Source organism: Maribacter aestuarii, assembly GCF_027474845.2.
GTDB lineage: Bacteria > Bacteroidota > Bacteroidia > Flavobacteriales > Flavobacteriaceae > Maribacter > Maribacter aestuarii.
In genome coordinates this window covers 775,408-797,938 of record NZ_CP107031.2, presented here as the reverse complement: position 1 = coordinate 797,938, position 22,531 = coordinate 775,408, and the positions used below count along the sequence as shown (strand labels likewise).

Below are 22,531 nucleotides of genomic sequence, written 5' to 3'. Positions count from 1 at the left end.
GATATGGTATTTACACAAGAAGAAATCAAAAAATTGAACACACAGTTCAAGGGAATTCCGCCTGAGGAAATCATTTCTTGGGCCGTAAAGCATTCTAAAAAAGCGATAGTGACCACTAACTTTCGCCCTTATGAAGTTGCTATTCTTTATGCTGTATCACAAGTGGACCAGGACATTCCCGTTGTTTGGTGTGATACCGGTTACAATACACCCAACACCTATAAACATGCCGAAATGCTTATACAGCAGTTAAATCTGAACATCGATTTGTACGTGCCCCTGCAAACAACGGCACACAGGGATTCAGTAATGGGGATTCCGCAAATAGATGATGCAAGGCATGCCTTATTTACAGAGCAAGTAAAATTGGAACCATTTAGGAGGGCAATGGTGGCACACCGACCGGATGTGTGGTTTACAAATCTTAGAAAGGGACAGACTGCCTATAGGGATTCTTTAGATATTTTAAGCTTGAGTAAAGACGGAGTCTTAAAAGTGAGCCCGTTTTACCATTGGAACGACACCCATTTGGACGCTTACCTAAAAGAAAGAAATTTACCCAACGAACACAAGTATTTTGACCCCACAAAAGTGTTGGAGAATAGGGAATGTGGGTTGCATAATTAAAAAGTTATTGGCTAGATAAAAATTCATGGGAATTAAGACAACAGATTTGGACATAACATTGAAGCCCGACGTAGCCCCTTTTAAGGATACCTCTCATATTAACGCCTTGGAGAATGAAGCCATTTATATATTTAGGGAAGTGGCGGCACAGTTTGAAAAACCAGTGCTCTTATTTTCTGGGGGAAAGGATTCCATTACGTTGGTTCGCTTGGCACAAAAGGCCTTTTGGCCAGCAAAAATTCCCTTTCCGCTAATGCATATTGATACGGGTCATAACTTTCCCGAAACGATAGAATTCCGTGATAGACTGGTCAATGAATTGGGATTGGAACTTATCGTACGAAACGTTCAGGATTCTATTGATGAAGGAAAGGTAAAGGAAGAATCCGGAAGATATTCTAGTAGGAATTCCTTACAGACAACCACTTTATTGGATGCCATAGAGGAGTTCAAGTTCGATGCCTGCATTGGGGGTGCGCGCAGGGATGAGGAGAAGGCCAGGGCTAAAGAGCGTATTTTTTCAGTTCGGGATGATTTTGGGCAGTGGGACGAACGTAATCAGCGTCCGGAGTTATTTGACATGTTGAACGGACTAATAGAAATTGGTAAGAACGTAAGGGTATTCCCAATCTCAAATTGGACAGAGTTGGATGTATGGTCCTATATAAAAGAGGAGGAAATTGAAATTCCATCCATCTATTTTGCCCATAAAAGAAAGGTCTTTTTACGTGATGGATTAATATGGTCCCATTCGGACTTCGTGTACCAAGAAGAAGATGAGGAAGTATTGGAAAAAATGGTACGCTTTAGAACTGTGGGGGATATGAGCTGCACAGCGGCCGTATTTTCCAAAGCAATGGATATTGAAGCCGTGGTCCAAGAAATTAGGAATTCTACCATTTCCGAAAGAGGGGCAAGAATAGATGATAAACGCTCCGAAGCGGCCATGGAGAAAAGAAAACAACAAGGATACTTTTAGAATTTGCTAAGCAAATTCCGCCTTTAGCTTTTGGCTGTTAGGCATTAGTAAATCATTAAAATGAGTATTAAATAGGCTAAATGCCAAGGGCAAATAGCTGAGAGCCAGATGAAAAATGGAAGTACTAAAAATAGCCACGGCAGGAAGTGTAGATGATGGTAAAAGCACCTTGATCGGTAGGCTGCTATACGATACAAAATCCTTAACAACAGATAAGCTAGAGGCCATAGAAAAGACCAGCAAGCAAAAGGGTTATGATTATTTAGATTTCTCTCTGGCCACGGACGGTCTGGTAGCAGAGCGGGAACAGGGAATCACCATTGATGTAGCACATATTTATTTTTCAACGGAAAACAAGAGTTATATCATAGCCGATACTCCTGGTCATGTTGAGTATACCAGAAATATGGTTACCGGTGCCTCCACCTCACAAGCAGCCATCATATTGATTGATGCCAGAAAAGGAGTCATTGAGCAGACCAATCGCCACTTTTTTATTAATAACCTGCTACGGATTAAGGAGGTAATCGTAGCTATAAACAAAATGGATTTGGTCGGTTTTTCAGAGGAAACGTACAATTCCATCAAGACTGATTTTGAACAGTTGATGAGTAAGCGTGATTACAAAGACCAGAAAATAACGTTCATTCCCGTTAGTGCGTTAAAAGGGGATAACGTAGTCAATTCATCTAAACATATGCCGTGGTACAATGGCGAAACGTTACTGGAGCATTTGGAGGGTCTGGATCTAGCTGCCGTATCCAATGTGGGTACACCAAGATTTCCGGTACAATATGTCATCCGTCCAAAAACAGATGAACATCATGATTTCCGGGGATTTGCCGGAAAAGTTTATGGAGGTGAGCTAAGCGTGGGCGATGCCGTAGTGGCATTGCCATCACGAACACAATCCAAAATCAAGGCCATCTATTTTTATGACAAAAAATACCAAACGGCTTCGAGAAGGTCCTCCGTCACCATAACCTTAGAAGATGAAATCAATTTGAGTAGGGGAGATATGTTGGTTAAGGTAGATGATTTACCTACTATAGAAAAGCAGTTTACAGCTACAATATCTTGGATGGATTCTGATACTTTGAAATTGGGTAAAAAATATATCGTACAGCATGGGGTGAACAAGGTATTGGCAAAAGTTGATAATATACATCACAAAATAAATCCAGATTATTCCGGTATCGAGGAAAATGTTGACGGGCTCGGAATGAACGATATCGCTCAGGTAAGTTTCCGGTTGAACAAACCAATTTTTTATGATAAGTTCAAGGAACATAGGACCAACGGTTCTTTTATATTAATCGACACCCAAACGAACGGTACCGTTGGGGCAGGGTTCATCAACTAAAAGATAATGGTGATAATCTAGGAAAGCGTTGAGCACTTTCCAAGTAGGGGGTAAGAGAGTTTTTTTTGAAGTATTGAGTTTATTTATCCTATAAATCCCATAGGATTTAAATATTAATTAAAATCTGACGTCCAATTGTTCGCGTCTAATGTCTAAATAAATGCAAAGTTTTAGAACAGAAATAGAAAATCCGGTCGTAGAAAAAGATATCGTGGAATTGGAACGCAAAATCCATGAGTTCCAAGAGGGGAAGTTGGATGAGGAAAAATTCCGAAGCCTGCGTTTGGCACGTGGGGTATATGGCCAGCGGCAGCAAGGCGTACAAATGATTCGGATTAAACTGCCCTACGGAAAGGTCACTTCCAAACAATTGAAACGTATTTGCGATGTTTCGGACGAATATTCCACAGGACGGTTGCATATTACCACGCGTCAAGACATTCAGATTCACTATGTGGATTTAAACCGCACTCCAGAATTATGGGCAGAACTGGAAAAAGATGAAGTCACGTTGCGAGAGGCTTGTGGTAACACGGTACGCAATGTAACGGCCAGTGAAACAGCTGGGATAGATGTGGATGAATCCTTTGATGTTTCCCCTTATGCCGATGCCTTATTTCGATATTTCTTAAGAAACCCTATAAGTCAGGAAATGGGTAGGAAGTTCAAAGTTTCTTTTTCTGCGAGTGATGTGGATACGGGGCTTTCCTATATGCATGACCTAGGCTTTATTGCCAAAATACAAAATGGTGAAAAAGGTTTCAAAGTAATGCTAGGTGGTGGTTTGGGCTCACAACCACGCCATGCAGATGTGCTTTATGAATTTCTACCCTCGGATAAAATTATTCCTTTAATGGATGGGGTAATACGTGTTTTTGATCGCTACGGCGAGCGAAAAAGTAGGGCCAAGGCCAGAATGAAATTCTTATTGAAGGATTTGGGTCTAGACGGATTTAGAAAATTACTGGAAGCGGAACAGAAAGCTGTTCCCATAGCTACATTTTCCATTGATGCAGACTCCTATCCAAAGGCGTATGTGGTTGATGTGGCCATTCCAAAAGTAGAAATTAAGGATATCAAGGCTTTTGAGCAATGGAAATACACCAACATTGTTCCGCAAAAACAAAATGGATTTGTGGCTATAGGTATCAAAGTGCTTTTAGGTGATTTTTATACGGATAAAGCAAGATTGTTAGCAGATTTGGTTCAGAACTATGCGGCGGGTGAATTTCGTTTATCACTCAGACAAAACATTTTAATACCCTATGTAAAAGAGGAACTTGTTCCGTTTTTTTATACAGAACTGCAAAAGCTCGGTTTCGTAGAGGCGGGATATAATAAGGCATTGGACATCACGGCCTGCCCGGGAACGGATACCTGTAACTTAGGAATTGCCAGCAGTACTGGAATTGCTGTTGAATTGGAACGAATCATCAAAGAAGAATATCCGCAATACATCAGCAATGCTGACGTAGTTATTAAAATTAGCGGTTGTATGAACGCCTGTGGTCAGCATAATATGGCCAATATAGGATTTCAGGGCATGAGCATCCGAACAAAGGACAAACTGGTCGCTCCCGCATTGCAAGTACTTTTGGGTGGCGGAAATATTGGGAACGGAGAAGGACGTTTTGCGGACAAAGTGGTAAAAATACCCTGTAGAAGAGGTCCCGAAGCACTTCGATTATTGCTGGACGATTTTGAGAAAAACGGTAAGGGGTATTCCTATTCCGATTACTATCAAGAAAAAGGTCAGATGTATTTCTATGATTTCCTAAAACCGCTTACGGATATTAATAACCTTACCCAAGAAGATTTTATAGATTGGGGAAATACGGAGCGATATAAAAAGGAAATTGGAATTGGGGAGTGTGCAGGTGTCGTCATTGACCTCATCGCCACGTTGTTATTTGAAAGCGAAGAGAAAATCCAAAATTCCGAAGCAACATTTGAGGAAGGCAAATGGGCGGCAAGTATTTATCATTCGTATTCTTCCATGGTCAATACGGCGAAAGCTTTGTTGACCGCTGAAAATACGAAAGTCAATACCCATTCCAGTATCATCAAGGATTTTGATGAATTGTTCATCACGTCGGGAAGAATAAATTTAGGAAGAGGCTTTGAAGAATTGGTTTTACAACTCAACAAAAATGAACCTTCGCAAGCTTTCGCAGAGCAGTATTTAGTGGATGCCAAAGGATTTTTAAAGGCCGTGGAAGCATATAGGAAATTAGAACTGGCCCATGTATAAAGAACCAAAATTAACGGTAGTGGGAGCTGGCCCTGGTGATGCTGAGCTCATCACCCTAAAAGCGATTAAAGCATTACAAAGCGCAGCTGTAGTTCTGTACGATGCTTTAGTTAATATAGAACTATTGGAATATGCGCCCAATGCGGAAATCATATTCGTTGGTAAACGTATGGGCTGTTATTCTTATCAACAAAATCAAATAAACGAGCTCATTGTGAATAGGGCAAATTCGCACGGCCATGTGGTACGATTAAAAGGGGGGATCCTTTTGTTTTTGGGCGTGGTGCGGAGGAAATGGAATATGCGGCCCAAAACGGGCTCACGGTAGCTATGGTTCCCGGGATTTCGAGTTGTTTATCCGTTCCTGCATCACAGAATATTCCGGTTACTAAGCGAGGATCTTCAGAGAGTTTTTGGGTGATTACTGGCACAACCAAAGAGCATAAACTTTCCAATGATATTGCCTTGGCCGCTAAGAGTAGTGCAACGGTAGTTATTTTGATGGGAATGTCCAAACTATCTCAAATTATTACACTCTTTAAAGAGGAGGGTAAATCGGAAACTCCTATAGCCATCATTCAGAACGGAACACGAAAAAATGAAAAGATAGGTATTGGAACCATAAACACCATTAAAAAGGAAGTGGAGAAACAGAATTTATCCAATCCCGCAATAATCATTATTGGACAAGTTGTAAAGCATAGGGCCATCATTAAGGAGATAGCTCAAAACCAAGAATTAGAGTTAATATGAATACTATGATCAAAACAGATATACTCATCATAGGTGCCGGTCCAACGGGCCTGTTCACCGTTTTTGAAGCTGGATTATTAAAATTAAAATGTCATTTGATTGACGCGTTGCCACAACCTGGTGGACAGTGTTCAGAAATTTATCCAAAAAAGCCGATTTATGATATTCCTGCATTTCCAGAAATATTGGCAGGAGATCTGGTCGATAATTTAATGGAGCAGATTAGGCCTTTTGAACCGGGGTTTACCTTGGGTGAACGAGCCGAAACATTGGACAAGCAAGAGGATGGTTCTTATATAGTTACCACAAATAGGGGAACGCAACACCAAGCACCAGTGGTTGTAATAGCTGGAGGTTTAGGTTCTTTTGAACCTAGAAAACCACCCATTGAGAACATAAGGGATTTTGAGGAAAAAGGAGTGGCCTATATTGTTAAAGACCCGGAGGTCTATCGTGATAAGAAGGTGGTGATTGCCGGTGGTGGTGATTCTGCACTGGATTGGGCTATTTTCTTATCCGAAGTAGCTTCTGAAGTTTCACTGGTCCATAGACGGAATGAGTTTAGGGGTGCTTTGGATTCTGTTGAAAAAGCATCGGAGCTCGCCAAATTAGGTAAAATCAAACTGTTTACCGAGGCTGAGGTAAGGAAGTTATATGGTGATGAGCATTTAGAGGCCGTCGTTATCAAGCACAACAATTCCGAAAAAGGCGAGACTTATCTTGAGGTCGATAACTTTATTCCCTTGTTCGGGTTGTCTCCAAAATTGGGTCCAATAGGTAATTGGGGCTTAGAAATTGAAAAGAATGCCATTAAGGTAAATAATGCAAAGGATTACCAAACCAATATTCCTGGAATTTTCGCCATTGGCGATGTAAATACGTATGAAGGCAAACTAAAGCTAATATTGTCCGGTTTTCACGGAGCTGCCGTAATGTGTCAATTTGCCTATCAACTTATCAACCCCGGAAAAAGATATGTCATGAAATATACAACTGTAGGCGGTGTAGAAGGATTTGACGGTTCTAAAAAAGAAGCCAAAAAAGAAGTCGTTCAAAGTATTGCATAATTCCTCTCAATTTAATTAGCTAGCCACCCTCTAACTTAATTTTTGTTTAGAGGGTTTTTACTTTCTTTTAAAACCTAAAAAAGGGAAGCATTATTTGTTTATGAACAAACTGTGGTGTTACTTTGTCATAGTTCTTATATAAACTGAATTTGTTATCAAGAAAGGCGGAGGGAATAGACCCTTTGAAGCCTTAGCAACCCTTTATCTGTAAAGAAGGTGCTAAATTCTACCCCTTTAAAACGGGAATAGATAACCAAAAAGAAAGACGCTTCGTCCCTACCTTTCCTTGATGATTATAACTTTTTAATGTGCGCAATGAGCGTAGGAAAGGAATATGTTGATAAAGGATTTACTACATAGAAGAATTTTAGTTTTAGATGGTGCCATGGGCACTATGCTACAACGCTATAAGTTTACGGAAGAAGATTTTCGTGGCGACCGTTTCAGAGATTGGGAGCACCCCCTGCAGGGCAATAATGATTTGTTGTCCTTGACGCAACCGGAAGCTATTGCGGACGTTCATAGAAAATATTTTGCGGCAGGTGCGGATATCGTGGAAACCAATACCTTTTCAGGCACAACCATTGCCATGGCCGATTATCACATGGAAGAATTGGTTTATGAATTGAATTATGAATCCGCCAGAATCGCGAAAAAGGTTGCTGATGAATTTACTGCTAATGAGCCGAACAAACCAAGATTTGTAGCGGGGAGCATAGGCCCGACCAACAAAACAGCGAGCATGTCACCTGATGTAAATGATCCTGGGTTTAGGGCAATTTCTTTCGATGAATTAAGAGTTGCCTACAAACAACAGGTGGAGGCGTTGCTGGATGGAGGTGCGGATATCATTTTGGTAGAAACCATTTTTGATACGTTGAATGCCAAAGCGGCACTTTTTGCCATTGAAGAGGTCAAGGAAGAACGAAAAATTGATGTTCCGATTATGGTGAGTGGTACGATTACTGACGCTTCCGGTAGGACATTATCAGGCCAAACAGCAGAAGCTTTTTTAATTTCTATTTCCCATATCCCGATACTTTCCGTTGGGTTTAATTGTGCCTTGGGAGCGAGTCAGTTGGTCCCTCATTTGGAGGTAATATCCAAAAAGTCGGAGCATTTTATTTCTGCACATCCAAATGCAGGTCTTCCCAATGCATTCGGGGAATACGACGAATCTCCCGAACAAATGGCCGTACAAATAAAGGAGTATGTTGAAAAGAAAATCGTAAATATTGTCGGTGGATGTTGCGGAACAACTCCGGAACATATTAGGGCAATTGCAGATTTGGTCAAACAATATAAGCCAAGGAAGTTGACAGTTTTCGGTTGATAGTTGTCAGTAAATCATAAAAAATGGAATATACTGAGTTGGAGGTTTGGAAAGAGGCTAGAGTTTTGGTAAATAATGTATATCAGATATCAAAAGATTTCCCGAGGGAAGAAATGTATGGATTGACTAGTCAGATATGTAGATGTGCTGTTTCTATTCCATCAAATATTGCCGAAGGCTGTGGTAGAAGAACCTCTGCCGATACCATTCAGTTTTTGTATATTTCTCGCGGGTCTTTGTACGAATTGGAAACCCAATTGTTCATTGCATTAGACCAAGGATACCTGAAAAAGGAAGATTCTGATAATCTATTCAAACAGATTTTAAAATGTAAAAAACTCATTAACGGATTTATCAAATATTACAAAAAGAATAATTGATGACTCAAGGCAATTCACAAATACCGACAACCGACAATCGACAACTAACAACTAGATGCCTAAAGTTAAGCGGCTTAGAGCCACTAGTCGTCACTCCCGAAAGCAATTTCATAAACGTGGGCGAACGGACTAATGTGGCCGGTTCAAAAAAGTTTCTACGTTTAATCAAAGAAGAAAAGTTTGAAGAGGCTTTGGACATTGCCCGAGATCAGGTCGAAGGTGGAGCGCAGATAATCGATATTAATATGGACGATGGCCTAATCGATGGAAGGGCGGCCATGGTCAAGTTCTTGAATTTGGTTATTGCCGAACCAGATATCGCTAGAGTGCCCATCATGATTGATAGTTCTAAATGGGAAATCATCGAGGCGGGATTACAAGTTGTGCAGGGCAAATGCGTAGTGAATTCCATTAGTCTGAAAGAAGGGGAAGCTGAGTTTATTCATCATGCTAAGTTGATAAAAAGATATGGAGCTGCGGTCATCGTAATGGCCTTCGATGAGGTCGGCCAAGCCGATAGCTATGACCGCCGCATCGAAATTTCGAAACGATCGTACGACATTCTAGTCAATAAGGTTGGTTTTCCTCCTGAGGATATCATTTTTGACCTGAATGTTTTTCCAGTAGCAACTGGAATGGATGAACATAAGCGTAACGCCCTGGATTTTATCGAGGCGACCAAATGGGTGCGTGAAAATTTACCGTATGCAAGTGTAAGTGGAGGCGTGAGCAATGTATCATTTTCTTTTAGGGGAAATAACCCTGTACGAGAGGCCATGCATTCAGTTTTTCTTTATCATGCAATAAAGGCAGGAATGAACATTGGTATCGTAAACCCAACCATGCTGGAGGTTTACGATGACATCCCAAAAGATTTGTTGGAACGTGTAGAAGACGTAATGCTGAATCGCAGGGACAATGCTACCGAGCGGTTGATCGATTTCGCTGAATCGGTGGTAGGAAAGGCCAAAGAAAACAAGGTCGATTTGTCATGGCGTGAAGAACCGTTGCAGGATAGAATCACGCGTGCTTTGGTTAAAGGTATCGACCAATATATTGTTGAGGACGTCGAAGAGGCTCGACAAGCTTCCGATAAGCCTATCGAGGTTATTGAAGGTCATTTGATGACCGGTATGAATGTTGTCGGCGACCTTTTTGGAAGCGGAAAAATGTTCTTGCCACAAGTCGTAAAGTCGGCCCGAGTGATGAAAAAGGCCGTGGCGCATCTCTTGCCATATATTGAAGAGGAGAAGCTCTTGAATCCGCAAGCGGGGGATAAGAAAGGAGCAGGAAAAATATTGATGGCGACCGTAAAGGGTGATGTACACGACATTGGTAAAAACATCGTGAGTGTTGTACTGGCCTGTAACAACTATGAAATTGTTGATTTGGGCGTTATGGTTCCCCCAGAAAAAATAATTGCTTCGGCTATTGAACACAACGTAGATGTTATCGGATTAAGTGGTTTGATAACGCCATCTCTCGACGAAATGGTGCACCTCGCAAAGGAAATGGAACGGCAGAATTTTAAGGTTCCATTATTGATAGGCGGGGCAACGACCAGTAAAGCACATACTGCCGTTAAAATCGACCCACAATACAGTCAGGCCGTAGTATATGTCAATGATGCCTCCCGTGCCGTTACCGTGGTCGGGGATTTATTACAAAAAGAAACCTCTGATAGCTATAAAAAATCGGTAAAAGCGGATTATGATGTTTGCAGGGAAAAATTTCTGAATCGCTCGCAACACAAAGAATACAAAACCCTTGAAGCGGCGCGACGAAATAAATTCCGAATTGATTGGAACACTTCCGAAATTGTGAAGCCGAATAAGTTGGGAATTCAAATAATCGAGGATTTGGAGCTCGAAAAATTGGTTCCATTCATTGACTGGACACCATTTTTTAGAAGCTGGGAGTTGCATGGAAAATATCCTGATATACTTAAGGATGATATTGTAGGCCCACAAGCCGCGGAACTTTTTGAAGATGCCCAGAAAATGTTAGCGGAAATATTGAAAGAGAAAAAATTGAAGGCCAAAGGCATTTTTGGACTTTTTCCTGCCCACTCGATTATGGATGACGATATTCAAGTTAACGTAGGTGAAAAAGAGTTACATTTTCCGAACGCTACGCCAACAATTGCAGCGCAAGGAAGGCGTTCCGGATTATGCGCTTGCCGATTTTATAGCTCCTAAAGAAACCGGTGAACAAGATTATATCGGCTGTTTTTGTGTTACTACAGGTTTTGGGACAGAGGAATTGGCCGCTGTATATGAAACGAATTTGGACGATTATAATTCAATACTAGTAAAAGCCTTGTCAGATAGATTGGCAGAAGCTTTCGCTGAATATTTGCATAAAGAAATCCGAACGAAACACTGGGGGTATGCGGCTAATGAAAATCTTAACAATGCAGCTTTAATTGAAGAGAAGTATAAGGGAATACGGCCGGCACCTGGTTATCCGGCCTGTCCTGATCATTTGGAAAAATTGACGATTTGGGAAATGCTACAAGTTGAGGAAAAAATTGGTGTAAAATTGACGGAGAGTTTGGCAATGTGGCCAGCGTCTTCCGTTTCGGGTTATTATTTTGGAAACCCCGAAGCGCTTTACTTTGGATTGGGTAAAATAAAGGAAGATCAAGTCAAGGATTACGCGGAACGAAAAGGCATTTCGATGGAGAAAGCATTAAAATGGCTGGCACCTAACATTGCCGATGACTAATTTGTTTTAAGTATGAAAGTAACAGATCATATAAAAGAGGCTAACGGAAAGACCTTGTTTTCCTTCGAGATAATTCCTCCTGTAAAAGGACGCAATATTCAAGAATTGTACGATAATATTAATCCATTGATGGAATTTAAACCTCCATTTATTGATGTGACCACTTCTCGTGAAGAGTATGTTTACATAGATCGTGATGGTCTTTTGGACAAAAAACTCACGCGAATGCGACCCGGCACGGTGGGAATTTGTGCTTCCATTAAACATAAATACGATGTAGATACCGTTCCACATGTGCTCTGCGGTGGATTCACGAAAGAGGAAACCGAATATTTGTTGGTTGACTGTCATTATTTAGGCATTGATAACGTAATGGCTTTGAGGGGTGATGCCATGAGAGAGGAACAATATTTTGAACCTACAAAAGGAGGTCATAAGTACGCAAATGGCCTTGTCAAGCAAATTCAAAATCTGAACTGTGGCAAATATCTTCATGAAGTCATTGAGACGGATGATTGCGCTGATTTTTGTATTGGGGTAGCGGGTTACCCAGAAAAACATTTGGAAGCTCCGTCATTACAATCGGATTTGAAACGGCTGAAAGAAAAAGTGGACGCGGGAGCAGATTATGTAGTGACCCAAATGTTCTTTGATAATAAAAAGTATTTTAATTTTGTTGATGCGGTAAAAGATATGGGAATTAATGTGCCCATTATTCCTGGGATCAAACCTATTGCGGTCAAGCGACATTTGCAGCTACTCCCCCAGATTTTCCGTATCGATCTTCCGCAAGATTTGATCGATGCCGTTGATGCCTGTGAGGATAATAAGGCCGTTCGTCAAGTAGGAATTGAATGGGGAGTTCAACAATCAAGGGAATTGAGAGATGCCGGGGTACCTGTATTACATTACTATTCTATGGGTAAATCCGATAATATAAAGGCGATAGCACAGGAGATTTTTTAGGTACGAGTTTTCAAGTGTCTTTCAAATAGTTTCGATAACCTTCACTTTTTATAACTCTTATACCTTGTGTTTCCTACTTCATAACTACCTTTGAATCCCATGAAACTTAAGTTCCTTATTGGCCTACTTTTTTGGGTTTCTATTTCTTATTCTCAGGAAAATACTGAGGTGAAGAAGTTTACCGTAGACGCTAATCAATTTTATGGTTCCGTACTGCTTCATAATACGGATATTACACATTTGATAACTGATCATCCCGGCGGGGTAATTCTAGGTTTAAATAGAAAAACCTACGGGTCACAGGAGTGGGAGGCATTGTATAACTATCCGGATTATGGTGCTTCGTTCATTTATCAAGATATGAACAGCGAAACCTTGGGAAGAAACTTTGGACTTTACGCCCACTATAATTTTTATCTACTAAAACGGAACGTACAATTTAGAATTGGTCAAGGAATTGCTTATAACACCAATCCTTATGACCGTGAGACAAATTTTAGGAATAATGCCTATGGTTCCGACTTTATGAGTTCCACTTATTTAATGCTGAATTATCACAAAGAGAATATTTTTAAAGGATTGGGTATCAAAGCGGGGATATCGCTTATTCATTATTCAAATGCCAATTTTAGGGCGCCCAATACTTCAACGAATACTTTCGCTTTTAACGCTGGTTTGGTTTATGATTTGGATGAGGGAGTGGAACTTGAATATATAGGCAAAACCGAAAATGAAAAAATTAAAGAACCGATTAAATATAATTTTGTTTTTAGAAGTGGCTTAAATGAGAGTGATGAAATTGGGTCGGGACAGTATGGATTTATTGTGCTTTCAGGATATGCCGAAAAACGCCTGGGGAGAAAAAGCGCCATTCAATTGGGAACGGACATCTTTTTTTCTAATTTCTTGAAAGAACTTATTCGGTTTCAATCCATTGCCTTTCCTGAAAATAATGTTTCGGCAGATGATGATTTTAAAAGGGCCGGTGTGTTCATAGGACATGAGTTGTTCATTAATAAAATGAGTGTCATCACCCAGCTGGGTTATTACGTATATTATCCATTTGATTTTGAAGGGCGATTGTACAATAGGGTAGGTTTAAAACGATATTTTGGTGAAACCGTATTTGGTTCGATAACGTTAAAATCCCACGGGGCGGCAGCCGAAGCCTTAGAATTTGGAGTTGGATTTCGTTTTTAAAGTAAAAGTGTAAAGAGTAAATGGTTAGTCACAAAATTAGAATAGATTTTTCTTTTAGGGGAAGTATGGGAGTGTCTTCTCGAGCTAAGAGAATGGCCCTTATCATTCTTCCTATACTCATCTGCATCTCCTCCTGTTCTACAGACGCTGCTCCCGACTGCTTGCAAAATGCAGGGGATTTGGTTAGACAGGAAATAATGCTTCCTAATTTTGACAAAATTACTGTCTTTGAGAAAGTAGCCTTGGTTTTAAAACAGGGCGATATCCAAAAAGTTGAAATAGAAACCGGAGAGTTTTTAAGGGAGGAAGTAAGCGTAGTGGTAGAAGGGGATAGACTTGTACTTCGGAATGAAAATGGTTGTAATTTCTTCCGAGAATATGGTGTGACCACAATTTATGTAACATCTCCAAATATTACGCAAATACGGAGTAGCACTGGCCTTGCCATAAAAAGTGACGGAGTTCTTGATTACCCAAACCTTGCCTTGTTCTCCGAAAGCTTTAATGAGCCAGAAGCGGAAACTACGGATGGCGAATTCGATATGACATTGAACGCTACTTCCGTAAGCGTTGTTGTCAATGGCATTGCCTATTTCAAACTATCGGGAACAACTGAAAATCTCAGCTTAAATGTAGCTGCAGGTGATTCACGAATAGAAGCGGAAAACCTCATTGCCCAAAACATTAATTTAAATCACCGAGGTTCCAATGACTTGTTGATACTTCCCGAATCGGCGATAAGAGGTACAATTCGCGGTTACGGAAATGTAATTAGCTTTAACCGGCCATCTGTCATTGAGGTAGAGGAGCTTTTTAATGGTAAGTTGATTTTTAAAGATTAATGTATAAAATCCCCTTTCTGGTTAAGTGGAAGATGGCTATATACCAGAGGGTTCGGTGGGGATGGGCATAAAACAAAGTCCAAAAGCTTGTGATTAGAAAAGTTTAAAATGTCTAGATTATAAGGCTAGATTCATAATGAGGTTATGAACCCTATCAAAAAATTTATCTTAAATCTTTTTGCCTCGAAACATTTTCTAGGAAGTGACTCCAAATTAATGGGCTTGTTAAGAGCTGATACTATTTTGCAGAACTTAATTGTAGAACGTAGAGTACCTGGGTTAGCTATTACGGTTATTAAAGAAGGAGAGGTTGTTTTTCGAAAAGGATTTGGTTACGCTGACTTAGATACCAAAAAGTTTGTGGATCCGCAAAACTCTATATTCCGTATTGCCAGTGTTTCCAAACCTATTGCCGCTACCGCTCTAGCACAGATGGTTTCTGAGGGAATTATAGATTTGGATGCTTCTTTTTATAAATACGTACCCTACTATCCTAAAAAGAAATGGGATTTTACCATCCGTAACTTGGCGGGCCATACCGCAGGTATTAGAGGATACCGTGGAACAGAATATGGGTTGAACCAACCTTACTCAATCAAAGAAAGTATCGAAGTCTTTGCAGCAGATGATTTGCTTTTTGAACCTGGAACGGGTTACTTCTATAATAGTTACGACTGGGTACTAATTTCATTGGCAATGCAGGAGGCCAGCGGAATTCCTTTTGAGCAATATGTTCATCAAACAGTTTTGAAGCCTTTGGGGATGTCCAATACATTTACTCCAGCACCTATTGTAAAGTCAATCGGAGCCGAGTTTGGCTCAGAAAATAACAAAGAATTCTCAACTCCACGCGAACAAACTGAAGAAATTTCCAGTTTTTATACCAAAAACCGGGACGGTTTCCGAAAAGCTATTTCAGTGAATAATTTTTATAAGCTTGCCGGGGGAGGATACCTATCCACATCGTCGGACATTGCCAAACTGGGACAAGCTTATTTGGAGAAAAAAGTTTCAAATGATTCCGTTTTAGGCCAATTTTTGACTTCGGAAATCATCAACGGAGAACCGACTTATTACGGCCTAGGGTGGCAGGTCAGTGAAGATATTAAGGGAAGGCCCTACTTTGGGCATATCGGAAATGGAATAGGAGGATATTCCAACTTTTTTGTCTATCCCAATGAAAAAATGGTTTTTTCAATACTCGTAAACTGTACAAATCCAAATGTTCAGGACGAACTTGATGAGATAATTCAAATATTTTTAACTGAAAACTTCAACGATAGTCTTTCATAGAATTTGATTGTTTCTGTATATTTAAAGAAGCAACCTAAAACCTTTAATTTTGAAAAACGCCAAGTATATCATTATTGCACTTGTTGCTTTAATGGCCTGTAAGTCCGAAAAAAAACAAAATGGGTCAGAAGAAGCTGAAACCACTTCTCTGAGGCAAGAAACCATTAAAAAAATTGACGTCCATGCGCACTTTAAATATGAACGGGATTATTTTAAGAACTTTTTCAACAAATGGAATATGCAGGGAATACTTGTAGATGTGTCCAAAGCAGATTCTCTAGGTATTGGGCGTAGTTGGGATGAATATCTTATTCTTTCCCAAGCTCAACCAGATTTATTTTTTCTCTGCACTTCTTTAATTGGCGTAGGGATTGATGCACCGGATTTTGCCGATAGACAAATTGATCGCTTAAAACATGAAATTGAACAAGGGGCTCGGATGGTTAAAGTTTGGAAGAACTTTGGAATGGTAACAAAAGATGCATCCGGTAAGTTTATACAAATAGATGATGAGAGATTGCAGCCCATATGGGATTTCCTGGAAGCCCAAAAAATTCCCGTAATGGCGCATATAGGAGAACCGGTACAAGCTTGGCGTCCTTTGGACGATCCTAACAATCCACACTATGGCTATTATAAGAACAATCCGGAATACCATGCTTTCCAACATCCTGAAATACCTTCCTATGAAACCATTATTAAAGCCCGGGACAATTGGATTTCCCGCAACCCTGATTTAAAGATTTTATGTGCGCATTTAGGAAGTATGTCCCATGATGTGGATATGGTTGCGGAACGCTTGGATAAATTTCCGAATATGTATGTGGAAACCGCTGCTCGTTTTGGCGATTTGGTAGGTCAGGATTCCGATAAGGTTAGTGGATTTTTTGAAAAGTATCAGAACCGCATTTTCTTTGGAACAGATTATGGGAACTCTAGTCCACAAGAAGGGAAAACAGAAATAGAACTCGAAGATGAAGAACAGGACCTTCAAAATGACTACAATCGTTTATGGACGTATGTAAGCTCCAAAGATTCCGTTGCAGAGCGCGGTCAAAAAAATATCGGTCTGGGATTATCAGAGGATGTTTTAAGAAAAATTTACTATGAAAATGTAGTTAATTTTTTGGAACTGCAGTAGATGAAATATTTGAAATTAATTTTTTTCGTAAGCCTTGTTTTATCTTACACCTCTTGTCAGCAAGGTGTGCCGCTATTCGAAAATAATGGTAATAGGGATTGGATACAGAAAGGTGATGCCAAATGGGAGTTTTCCGATGATGAAATTACAGCAACACTACTAAGAGGTTCAGGCTTTATCATGACAAAAGAGGTTTACGAAGATTTTGAACTTGAGCTGCAGTTCTATCCCGACGAAACCATAAACTCAGGAATTTTTGTTCGGTGTTCTGAATCCGAACTAAGTTACACAGATTGTTACGAGATTAACATTTGGGATGATCATCCCGATCAAAATGAAAGGACGGGAGCAATAGTATCCAGGGCAAAACCGATTTTGTATGTTGAAACCACAAATACATGGAATACCTATACGATTAGATGTAAAGGAAATAGAATTAAGGCATGGATAAATGGAAACCTCACGGCCGATTTGGAAAATGACGATTTGGGCAAAGGCTATATTGCATTGCAAGCGGCTGGCTTGGGAACTGTACGATTTAGAAATATAGTACTGACGGTCCTGTAGAATTATAGTCCTATCGATAATCATAAAAAAATACTAAACTTCCACTATTTTATTTTTTGTTTATAAAATTTATTTTAACTAATCAAAAATGATATCTGCATGAAAACTATAAAAGAATTTTTAATTCTATCCGTTATTACCTTTTTCACCTCAAATATGTCCGCCCAAGAGATTACTGTTTTTCAAGGTGCGTGGGGTAACCAATTTTATCAGGATAAGGAAAAAATGACATGGAAGGAATTTGCTATGGCAATGGACAACAATCCGGCCTCCCAAGTTTATTGGTCAAAAGCCAAAAAGCAGTATGGCGTAACTTTTATTACCGCACGGCCAACTTAGGTTTTGGTATATGGTATTTAGTCAATGAAAATGAAGATAAAAGCACTACGGCTCAAATTATTGGTTTTGCAAGTACTGCAATAGTGGGCTCTATTTTTTATTGCTTGGCTAACAAGAACAAGAAGAATGCCATTTTGGAATTTAACGACAGTCTAGGAAAAACTACCTATAGATTGGTACCTTCCCAAGAAGGAATAGGTTTAGCTCTAAAATTCTAGGGGCTTAAAAAAGAAATATTGAGATAGAGGGATATTTGTTATTTTTATGGAATGTCCAATAAACTTCCAAAAGATGACTAAACATATCCCTTTTCTATTGCTGAATGTTGCATGTTTTTTATTTATTCAATTCACACAATCGCAAAGCCCTGATGAGTTGGACCGGCTTTCGGATAAATACGCAGATGCCAGTATTCCGCTGTTAAAGGACTTGTTGAGCATACCCAACGACGCTTTTTATCCTGCGCATATAGAGCGGAACGTGATCTGGTGCGAAAAAGCCTTCGGTGAGCGTGGATTTGAAACCAAACGCATAGAGACTTCGCATGCACCTCTTTTACTTGCAGAAAGGAAACATCCAAATGCTCTGGAGACGGTTTTGATTTATCTACAATTGGATGGTCAGCCTGTGGACAGCACACGATGGTTCCAAGAAAATCCGTACAAACCCGTTCTCAAAAAGAAAAAGGATGAAAATGAATGGGAAGAAGTTCCGTGGGAAGCTAATGAACAAATGGATGATGAATGGCGAATTTTTGCACGCTCTGCAAGCGATGCAAAAGGGCCCGTAGCGATGTTTTTAACTGCACTTGATGCTTTGGCTTCAGAAGAAATCACCCCAAATTATAATATTAAGGTCATTATGGATTTTGAGGAGGAACTGGGTTCTCCAAGATTGCCAAATGCTGTAACCGAAAACGCAGAACTTCTTGAGGCGGATATGTTAATTATTTTTGATGGCCCACGGCATATAAGTAATAAGCCGACTTTAACTTTCGGAGCTAGGGGTATTGCCACAATCACCCTTACGACCTATGGACCAGTAGTTCCACAGCATAGTGGTCATTTTGGTAATTACGCACCCAATCCCGCGCTGCGTTTAGCAAAACTTTTAGCCTCCATGAAGGATGATGAAGGGAGAGTAACGATTCCTGGGTTTTATGACGGAATAACTATAGATGCTGAAACAGAGCGAATCTTAAAGGATGTTCCGGACAATGAAGAAGAGATTAAGGAAAGACTACAGATTGTTTCTACGGATAAAGTAGGAGACTATTATCAGGAAGCCATCCAATATCCATCTTTGAATATCCGAGGTATGCAGTCCGGTTGGATTGATGAAAAGGTCCGTACCATAATTCCAGGTTGGGCAAGGGCAGAAATTGATGTTCGTTTGGTACTGGAATCTGATCCAGAGCTATTAATTCAGTTGATAAAAGATCATGTGGCTGCTCAGGGATACTTTATAACGGCTAAAGAACCCACACGAGAACAGCGATTGGAATATGATAAAATCGTAACCTTTACTTCTGAAATATCCTATCAGTCTTTTCGAACCGACTTTGATTCCAAGGTTGGTCAGTGGTTGACCAAGGCCTTGAAAAATGCATTTGGAGAAAATCCCATCCGTATTAGAATGAGTGGAGGGTCTATCCCAATATCTCCTTTCGTGACCACTTTAGGTATCCCTGCGGTAACGGTACCTACGGTAAATAGAGACAATAATCAGCATAGCCCCAATGAAAATCTTAGGATTGGCAACTATAGGGATGGTGTAAAAACGATGATAGCAATTCTAAAGGAAGATTTATAATTTAATATTTCAAAAATCAAATAATCAATGTTATCGATCGTTACAGCTAAGTGTTATTAACTTATTCTAAAATCCTATGAAATCCATTTGCCTTCTCGTAATTACGTCATTATTTACTTTCATCGTTAACGCCCAGGAGATTACTATGTTTTCTTCTTTTACCGGCTACAAATATTATCAAGATGATAAGGAAATCTCAAAGGATGATTTACAGAGTTTATTGTATAAGAATGATGAGGTGAAGAAATTCTGGAAAAAATCTAAAACTCAAGAAGCCATATCCATAGTAGGAATAGCTTCTGAAATGAGTTTTGCTGTTTGGATGACTCTAGAGCTTTTGAATGATGACCCATTTTTATCTGGTAGAGATAGAGCTCAAAATGCTCTTGGACCTGCTTTAGGTGTTATTGGTACTGGAATTGTTGGTGGTATTTTTATGTATGCATCTAACAATTCTAAAAAGAAAGCCATTCTCACATATAACAAGCAATTTGACAATAAAACAAGCTTTAGATTAGTCCCAGCATGTAATGAAAATGGCTTGGGTTTAGCACTTCAGTTTTAAAGTATTCATAGAAAAGACTTCTTTTTTCGGTGGATTATTTTGTGAAATACTACGAATTAAGAATAATTCCGAAAAAAAAACAGCTAAATACTGGTTTTTAAATATAATTAGTACATTAGCCAAAGTTTATTTAAATAATGACAAAGCAATATTTCTGGAACGGTTTCTATTTCTACTTCTTTTTTAAGAGAGGTATGGGACTGTTGTAGTATATATAAAAATATCAGCAAATGAAGTCCCGTGAAAAACGGGGCTTTTTTTTTGAACAAAAACTAAAACGAAGTTGTCTTTAAGAATTGCCATACAAGGAATTAAGGGGTCTAACCACCATCAAGTGGCAAAGGATTACTTCGATGATACTATAGATTTGGTGGAATGCCTGTCTTTTGACAAATTGGTGGACAGTCTTCTCAATAAGGAAGCGGATCAAGCGATTATGGCGATTGAAAACTCAATTGCAGGCTCAATTATACCAAATTATAATCTCATATATCATAATGGTCTTCACATCATTGGAGAGCATTATTTGAATATACATCACAATTTAATGGTCTTAAAGGGCCAAAAATTAGAGGACATCAAAGAGGTGAGTTCTCATCCCATGGCATTGTTGCAGTGCAAGGATTTTTTAAAGCGTATCCTAAAATTAGATTATTAGAAGACGTGGATACGGCAGAAGCTGCCAAACGCATTACAGAGCAGCAACTTAGTGATGTTGCGGCGATAGCACCTAAAGTTGCGTCAGATTTATATGGCTTGGACATCGTAGCTGCGGACATTCAGACTATAAAGAATAATGCTACCCGATTTATTATTGTAAAAACAAAAAACAAAGAGCTGCCAAAAGAGGAAATCAACAAGGCATCGGTACGTTTTATAACGGATCACAAACGTGGTAGTTTGGCAACAGTGCTTAATGTTATGAGTGATTGTAATCTTAATTTAACCAAGATTCAATCATTACCTGTAATCGAAACTCCCTGGAAGTATGCCTTCTTTGTGGATGTCACATTTGACGGATATGAGGATTTTCATAAAGCAAAATCGCTATTGATTATCATGTTGGAGGATTTTAAGGTTTTGGGAGAATATAAAAATGCCATGCAATGATTGAAACTGCTGAAAGATTAAATACCGTACAGGAATACTACTTTTCTAAAAAGTTGAGAGAAGTCCGTGGATTAATGGCCAAGGGCAGACCAATCATAAATATGGGAATTGGAAGTCCAGACTTGGCTCCATCACAAGTCGTACTGGAAAGTATACAACAGGCTGTATTGGAAAATGGTGCCCATCAATATCAAAGCTATCAAGGGCTACCGGAATTGAGGAACGCCATAGCCGCGTTTTACAAAAATAAATTTGGGGTACTGGCCGATGCTGAGAATGAAATTCTTCCTTTGATGGGCTCTAAAGAGGGTATTATGCATATAAGTCTCGCCTTTTTAAACGAGGGCGATGAAGTATTAATACCAAATCCTGGATATCCAACTTATACCTCGGTAACCAAACTTGTTGGAGGCGTGCCAAAGTATTACGATTTAACTGCGGCGAATGAGTGGTTTCCTAATATCAAAATTTTGGAAGCAGAAGATTTAAGTAAGGTGAAATTAATGTGGGTCAGTTATCCACACATGCCAACCGGAGCACTAGCTACCTCAAAGCAGTTTCAAAATTTAGTGGCGTTCGCCAAAAGAAACAAGATTTTATTGGTCAATGACAATCCCTATAGCTTTGTGCTTAACGATGCCCCACTAAGTATTTTAAAAATTGATGGTGCAAAGGAGGTTTGTTTGGAATTAAACTCCCTAAGCAAAACTTTTAATATGGCTGGCTGGCGCGTAGGATTTGTTCTAGGCAGTGCAGACCATTTGAATGCCATATTAAAAGTAAAGAGCAATATGGATTCTGGAATGTTCTACGGTATTCAAAAAGGAGCTATTACAGCTTTGGAAAGCACAGATGATTGGTACGAGGAGTTAAATGAGACTTATAGAAGACGAAGAGATTTGATTTTTGAACTGGCAAACAAATTGAACTGCTCTTATGATGAAAAGGCAGTAGGCATGTTCGTTTGGGCAAAACTGCCTTTTGACAGTGCATCCTCAGAGGAATTTATCGATTCAATTTTATATGACAAGGATATTTTTATTACACCGGGAACTATTTTTGGGAGCAATGGGGAGGGATATATCAGATTTTCTTTGTGTGTGACTGAGGAAAAGATAAAAGAGGCCATAAAAAGATTTGAACAGTGAGCTAGTTGAAGTGGGATTTTTAGGAGTGAAATAAAGCATCTAAAATCTCAATTCTAAGATGAAACATA

General features: G+C 39.6%; 17 protein-coding genes, 3 pseudogenes and 1 riboswitch. All 20 genes and pseudogenes read left to right on the top strand.

Features of this window, described 5'->3' with window-relative positions; all coding sequences use genetic code 11:
* Positions 1 to 3 precede the first annotated feature (3 nt).
* The 20 genes and pseudogenes from N8A89_RS03530 (at position 4) to N8A89_RS03435 (ending at position 22,463) form a co-directional block, all read left to right on the top strand.
* Positions 4 to 627: a phosphoadenosine phosphosulfate reductase domain-containing protein gene (locus N8A89_RS03530; RefSeq protein WP_281541011.1), complete on the top strand. Its 624-nt coding sequence runs from the start codon at positions 4 to 6 to the stop codon at positions 625 to 627.
* Between the two features lie 25 nt (positions 628 to 652).
* Positions 653 to 1,606: a sulfate adenylyltransferase subunit CysD gene (gene cysD, locus N8A89_RS03525; protein ID WP_281541010.1), complete on the top strand. Its 954-nt coding sequence runs from the start codon at positions 653 to 655 to the stop codon at positions 1,604 to 1,606.
* Between the two features lie 115 nt (positions 1,607 to 1,721).
* Positions 1,722 to 2,969 carry a sulfate adenylyltransferase subunit 1 gene (locus N8A89_RS03520; protein ID WP_281541009.1) on the top strand — a complete coding sequence of 416 codons (1,248 nt, stop codon included), beginning with the start codon at positions 1,722 to 1,724 and terminating at the stop codon, positions 2,967 to 2,969.
* A 160-nt stretch (positions 2,970 to 3,129) separates the two neighbouring features.
* On the top strand, positions 3,130 to 5,220 hold the full coding sequence (locus N8A89_RS03515) for a HEPN domain-containing protein (RefSeq protein ID WP_281541008.1): 2,091 nt from the start codon (positions 3,130 to 3,132) through the stop codon (positions 5,218 to 5,220).
* Positions 5,213 to 5,973: pseudogene (gene cobA / locus N8A89_RS03510) on the top strand (uroporphyrinogen-III C-methyltransferase). Before N8A89_RS03515 ends, cobA begins: the two are co-directional and overlap by 8 nt.
* 5 nt (positions 5,974 to 5,978) lie before the next feature.
* Positions 5,979 to 7,040: an NAD(P)/FAD-dependent oxidoreductase gene (locus tag N8A89_RS03505; protein WP_281541007.1), complete on the top strand. Its 1,062-nt coding sequence runs from the start codon at positions 5,979 to 5,981 to the stop codon at positions 7,038 to 7,040.
* A 149-nt stretch (positions 7,041 to 7,189) separates the two neighbouring features.
* Positions 7,190 to 7,296, top strand: a riboswitch (SAM riboswitch).
* Between the two features lie 78 nt (positions 7,297 to 7,374).
* Positions 7,375 to 8,373 (top strand): homocysteine S-methyltransferase family protein, encoded by a 999-nt coding sequence (locus N8A89_RS03500; RefSeq protein ID WP_289644944.1) that lies wholly within the window; start codon positions 7,375 to 7,377, stop codon positions 8,371 to 8,373.
* Between the two features lie 23 nt (positions 8,374 to 8,396).
* Positions 8,397 to 8,753 carry a four helix bundle protein gene (locus tag N8A89_RS03495; RefSeq protein WP_281541005.1) on the top strand — a complete coding sequence of 119 codons (357 nt, stop codon included), beginning with the start codon at positions 8,397 to 8,399 and terminating at the stop codon, positions 8,751 to 8,753.
* Positions 8,753 to 11,480 (top strand): annotated as a pseudogene (gene metH / locus N8A89_RS03490) (methionine synthase). The gene N8A89_RS03495 and the pseudogene metH overlap by 1 nt, the downstream one beginning before the upstream one ends.
* A 12-nt stretch (positions 11,481 to 11,492) precedes the next feature.
* Positions 11,493 to 12,446 carry a methylenetetrahydrofolate reductase [NAD(P)H] gene (metF, locus tag N8A89_RS03485; RefSeq protein WP_289644943.1) on the top strand — a complete coding sequence of 318 codons (954 nt, stop codon included), beginning with the start codon at positions 11,493 to 11,495 and terminating at the stop codon, positions 12,444 to 12,446.
* A 99-nt stretch (positions 12,447 to 12,545) separates the two neighbouring features.
* A complete protein-coding gene (locus tag N8A89_RS03480; RefSeq protein ID WP_281541003.1) occupies positions 12,546 to 13,646 on the top strand; it encodes an acyloxyacyl hydrolase in 1,101 nt (366 codons plus the stop codon).
* A 20-nt stretch (positions 13,647 to 13,666) separates the two neighbouring features.
* Positions 13,667 to 14,488 (top strand): head GIN domain-containing protein, encoded by an 822-nt coding sequence (locus N8A89_RS03475; RefSeq protein WP_281541002.1) that lies wholly within the window; start codon positions 13,667 to 13,669, stop codon positions 14,486 to 14,488.
* A gap of 144 nt (positions 14,489 to 14,632) precedes the next feature.
* Complete coding sequence (locus N8A89_RS03470; RefSeq protein ID WP_289644942.1) at positions 14,633 to 15,781, top strand: serine hydrolase domain-containing protein; 1,149 nt, start codon at positions 14,633 to 14,635, stop codon at positions 15,779 to 15,781.
* A 49-nt stretch (positions 15,782 to 15,830) separates the two neighbouring features.
* Positions 15,831 to 16,922, top strand: a complete 1,092-nt coding sequence (locus N8A89_RS03465) for an amidohydrolase family protein (protein ID WP_289644941.1) — start codon at positions 15,831 to 15,833, stop codon at positions 16,920 to 16,922.
* Complete coding sequence (locus N8A89_RS03460) at positions 16,923 to 17,489, top strand: 3-keto-disaccharide hydrolase (RefSeq protein WP_281540998.1); 567 nt, start codon at positions 16,923 to 16,925, stop codon at positions 17,487 to 17,489. It begins immediately after the preceding gene.
* 99 nt (positions 17,490 to 17,588) lie between these two features.
* Positions 17,589 to 17,828: a hypothetical protein gene (locus tag N8A89_RS03455; protein ID WP_281540997.1), complete on the top strand. Its 240-nt coding sequence runs from the start codon at positions 17,589 to 17,591 to the stop codon at positions 17,826 to 17,828.
* A 291-nt stretch (positions 17,829 to 18,119) separates the two neighbouring features.
* Positions 18,120 to 19,640, top strand: coding sequence for a M20/M25/M40 family metallo-hydrolase (locus N8A89_RS03450; protein ID WP_281540996.1), 1,521 nt, complete (start codon positions 18,120 to 18,122; stop codon positions 19,638 to 19,640).
* Between the two features lie 76 nt (positions 19,641 to 19,716).
* On the top strand, positions 19,717 to 20,205 hold the full coding sequence (locus tag N8A89_RS03445) for a hypothetical protein (RefSeq protein ID WP_289644940.1): 489 nt from the start codon (positions 19,717 to 19,719) through the stop codon (positions 20,203 to 20,205).
* 283 nt (positions 20,206 to 20,488) lie between these two features.
* Positions 20,489 to 21,315: pseudogene (locus N8A89_RS03440) on the top strand (prephenate dehydratase).
* Positions 21,312 to 22,463 carry a pyridoxal phosphate-dependent aminotransferase gene (locus N8A89_RS03435; RefSeq protein WP_281540993.1) on the top strand — a complete coding sequence of 384 codons (1,152 nt, stop codon included), beginning with the start codon at positions 21,312 to 21,314 and terminating at the stop codon, positions 22,461 to 22,463. The pseudogene N8A89_RS03440 and the gene N8A89_RS03435 overlap by 4 nt, the downstream one beginning before the upstream one ends.
* Positions 22,464 to 22,531: the final 68 nt, after the last annotated feature.

What these genes read in the sequence shown, in the direction of transcription:
- N8A89_RS03530 (WP_281541011.1), top strand. Translation starts at nt 4, where the DNA reads ATGGTATTTACACAAGAAGAAATCAAAAAATTGAACACACAGTTCAAG.
- cysD (WP_281541010.1), top strand. Translation starts at nt 653, where the DNA reads ATGGGAATTAAGACAACAGATTTGGACATAACATTGAAGCCCGACGTA.
- N8A89_RS03520 (WP_281541009.1), top strand. Translation starts at nt 1,722, where the DNA reads ATGGAAGTACTAAAAATAGCCACGGCAGGAAGTGTAGATGATGGTAAA.
- N8A89_RS03515 (WP_281541008.1), top strand. Translation starts at nt 3,130, where the DNA reads ATGCAAAGTTTTAGAACAGAAATAGAAAATCCGGTCGTAGAAAAAGAT.
- N8A89_RS03505 (WP_281541007.1), top strand. Translation starts at nt 5,979, where the DNA reads ATGATCAAAACAGATATACTCATCATAGGTGCCGGTCCAACGGGCCTG.
- N8A89_RS03500 (WP_289644944.1), top strand. Translation starts at nt 7,375, where the DNA reads ATGTTGATAAAGGATTTACTACATAGAAGAATTTTAGTTTTAGATGGT.
- N8A89_RS03495 (WP_281541005.1), top strand. Translation starts at nt 8,397, where the DNA reads ATGGAATATACTGAGTTGGAGGTTTGGAAAGAGGCTAGAGTTTTGGTA.
- metF (WP_289644943.1), top strand. Translation starts at nt 11,493, where the DNA reads ATGAAAGTAACAGATCATATAAAAGAGGCTAACGGAAAGACCTTGTTT.
- N8A89_RS03480 (WP_281541003.1), top strand. Translation starts at nt 12,546, where the DNA reads ATGAAACTTAAGTTCCTTATTGGCCTACTTTTTTGGGTTTCTATTTCT.
- N8A89_RS03475 (WP_281541002.1), top strand. Translation starts at nt 13,667, where the DNA reads ATGGTTAGTCACAAAATTAGAATAGATTTTTCTTTTAGGGGAAGTATG.
- N8A89_RS03470 (WP_289644942.1), top strand. Translation starts at nt 14,633, where the DNA reads ATGAACCCTATCAAAAAATTTATCTTAAATCTTTTTGCCTCGAAACAT.
- N8A89_RS03460 (WP_281540998.1), top strand. Translation starts at nt 16,923, where the DNA reads ATGAAATATTTGAAATTAATTTTTTTCGTAAGCCTTGTTTTATCTTAC.
- N8A89_RS03455 (WP_281540997.1), top strand. Translation starts at nt 17,589, where the DNA reads ATGAAAACTATAAAAGAATTTTTAATTCTATCCGTTATTACCTTTTTC.
- N8A89_RS03450 (WP_281540996.1), top strand. Translation starts at nt 18,120, where the DNA reads ATGACTAAACATATCCCTTTTCTATTGCTGAATGTTGCATGTTTTTTA.
- N8A89_RS03445 (WP_289644940.1), top strand. Translation starts at nt 19,717, where the DNA reads ATGAAATCCATTTGCCTTCTCGTAATTACGTCATTATTTACTTTCATC.
- N8A89_RS03435 (WP_281540993.1), top strand. Translation starts at nt 21,312, where the DNA reads ATGATTGAAACTGCTGAAAGATTAAATACCGTACAGGAATACTACTTT.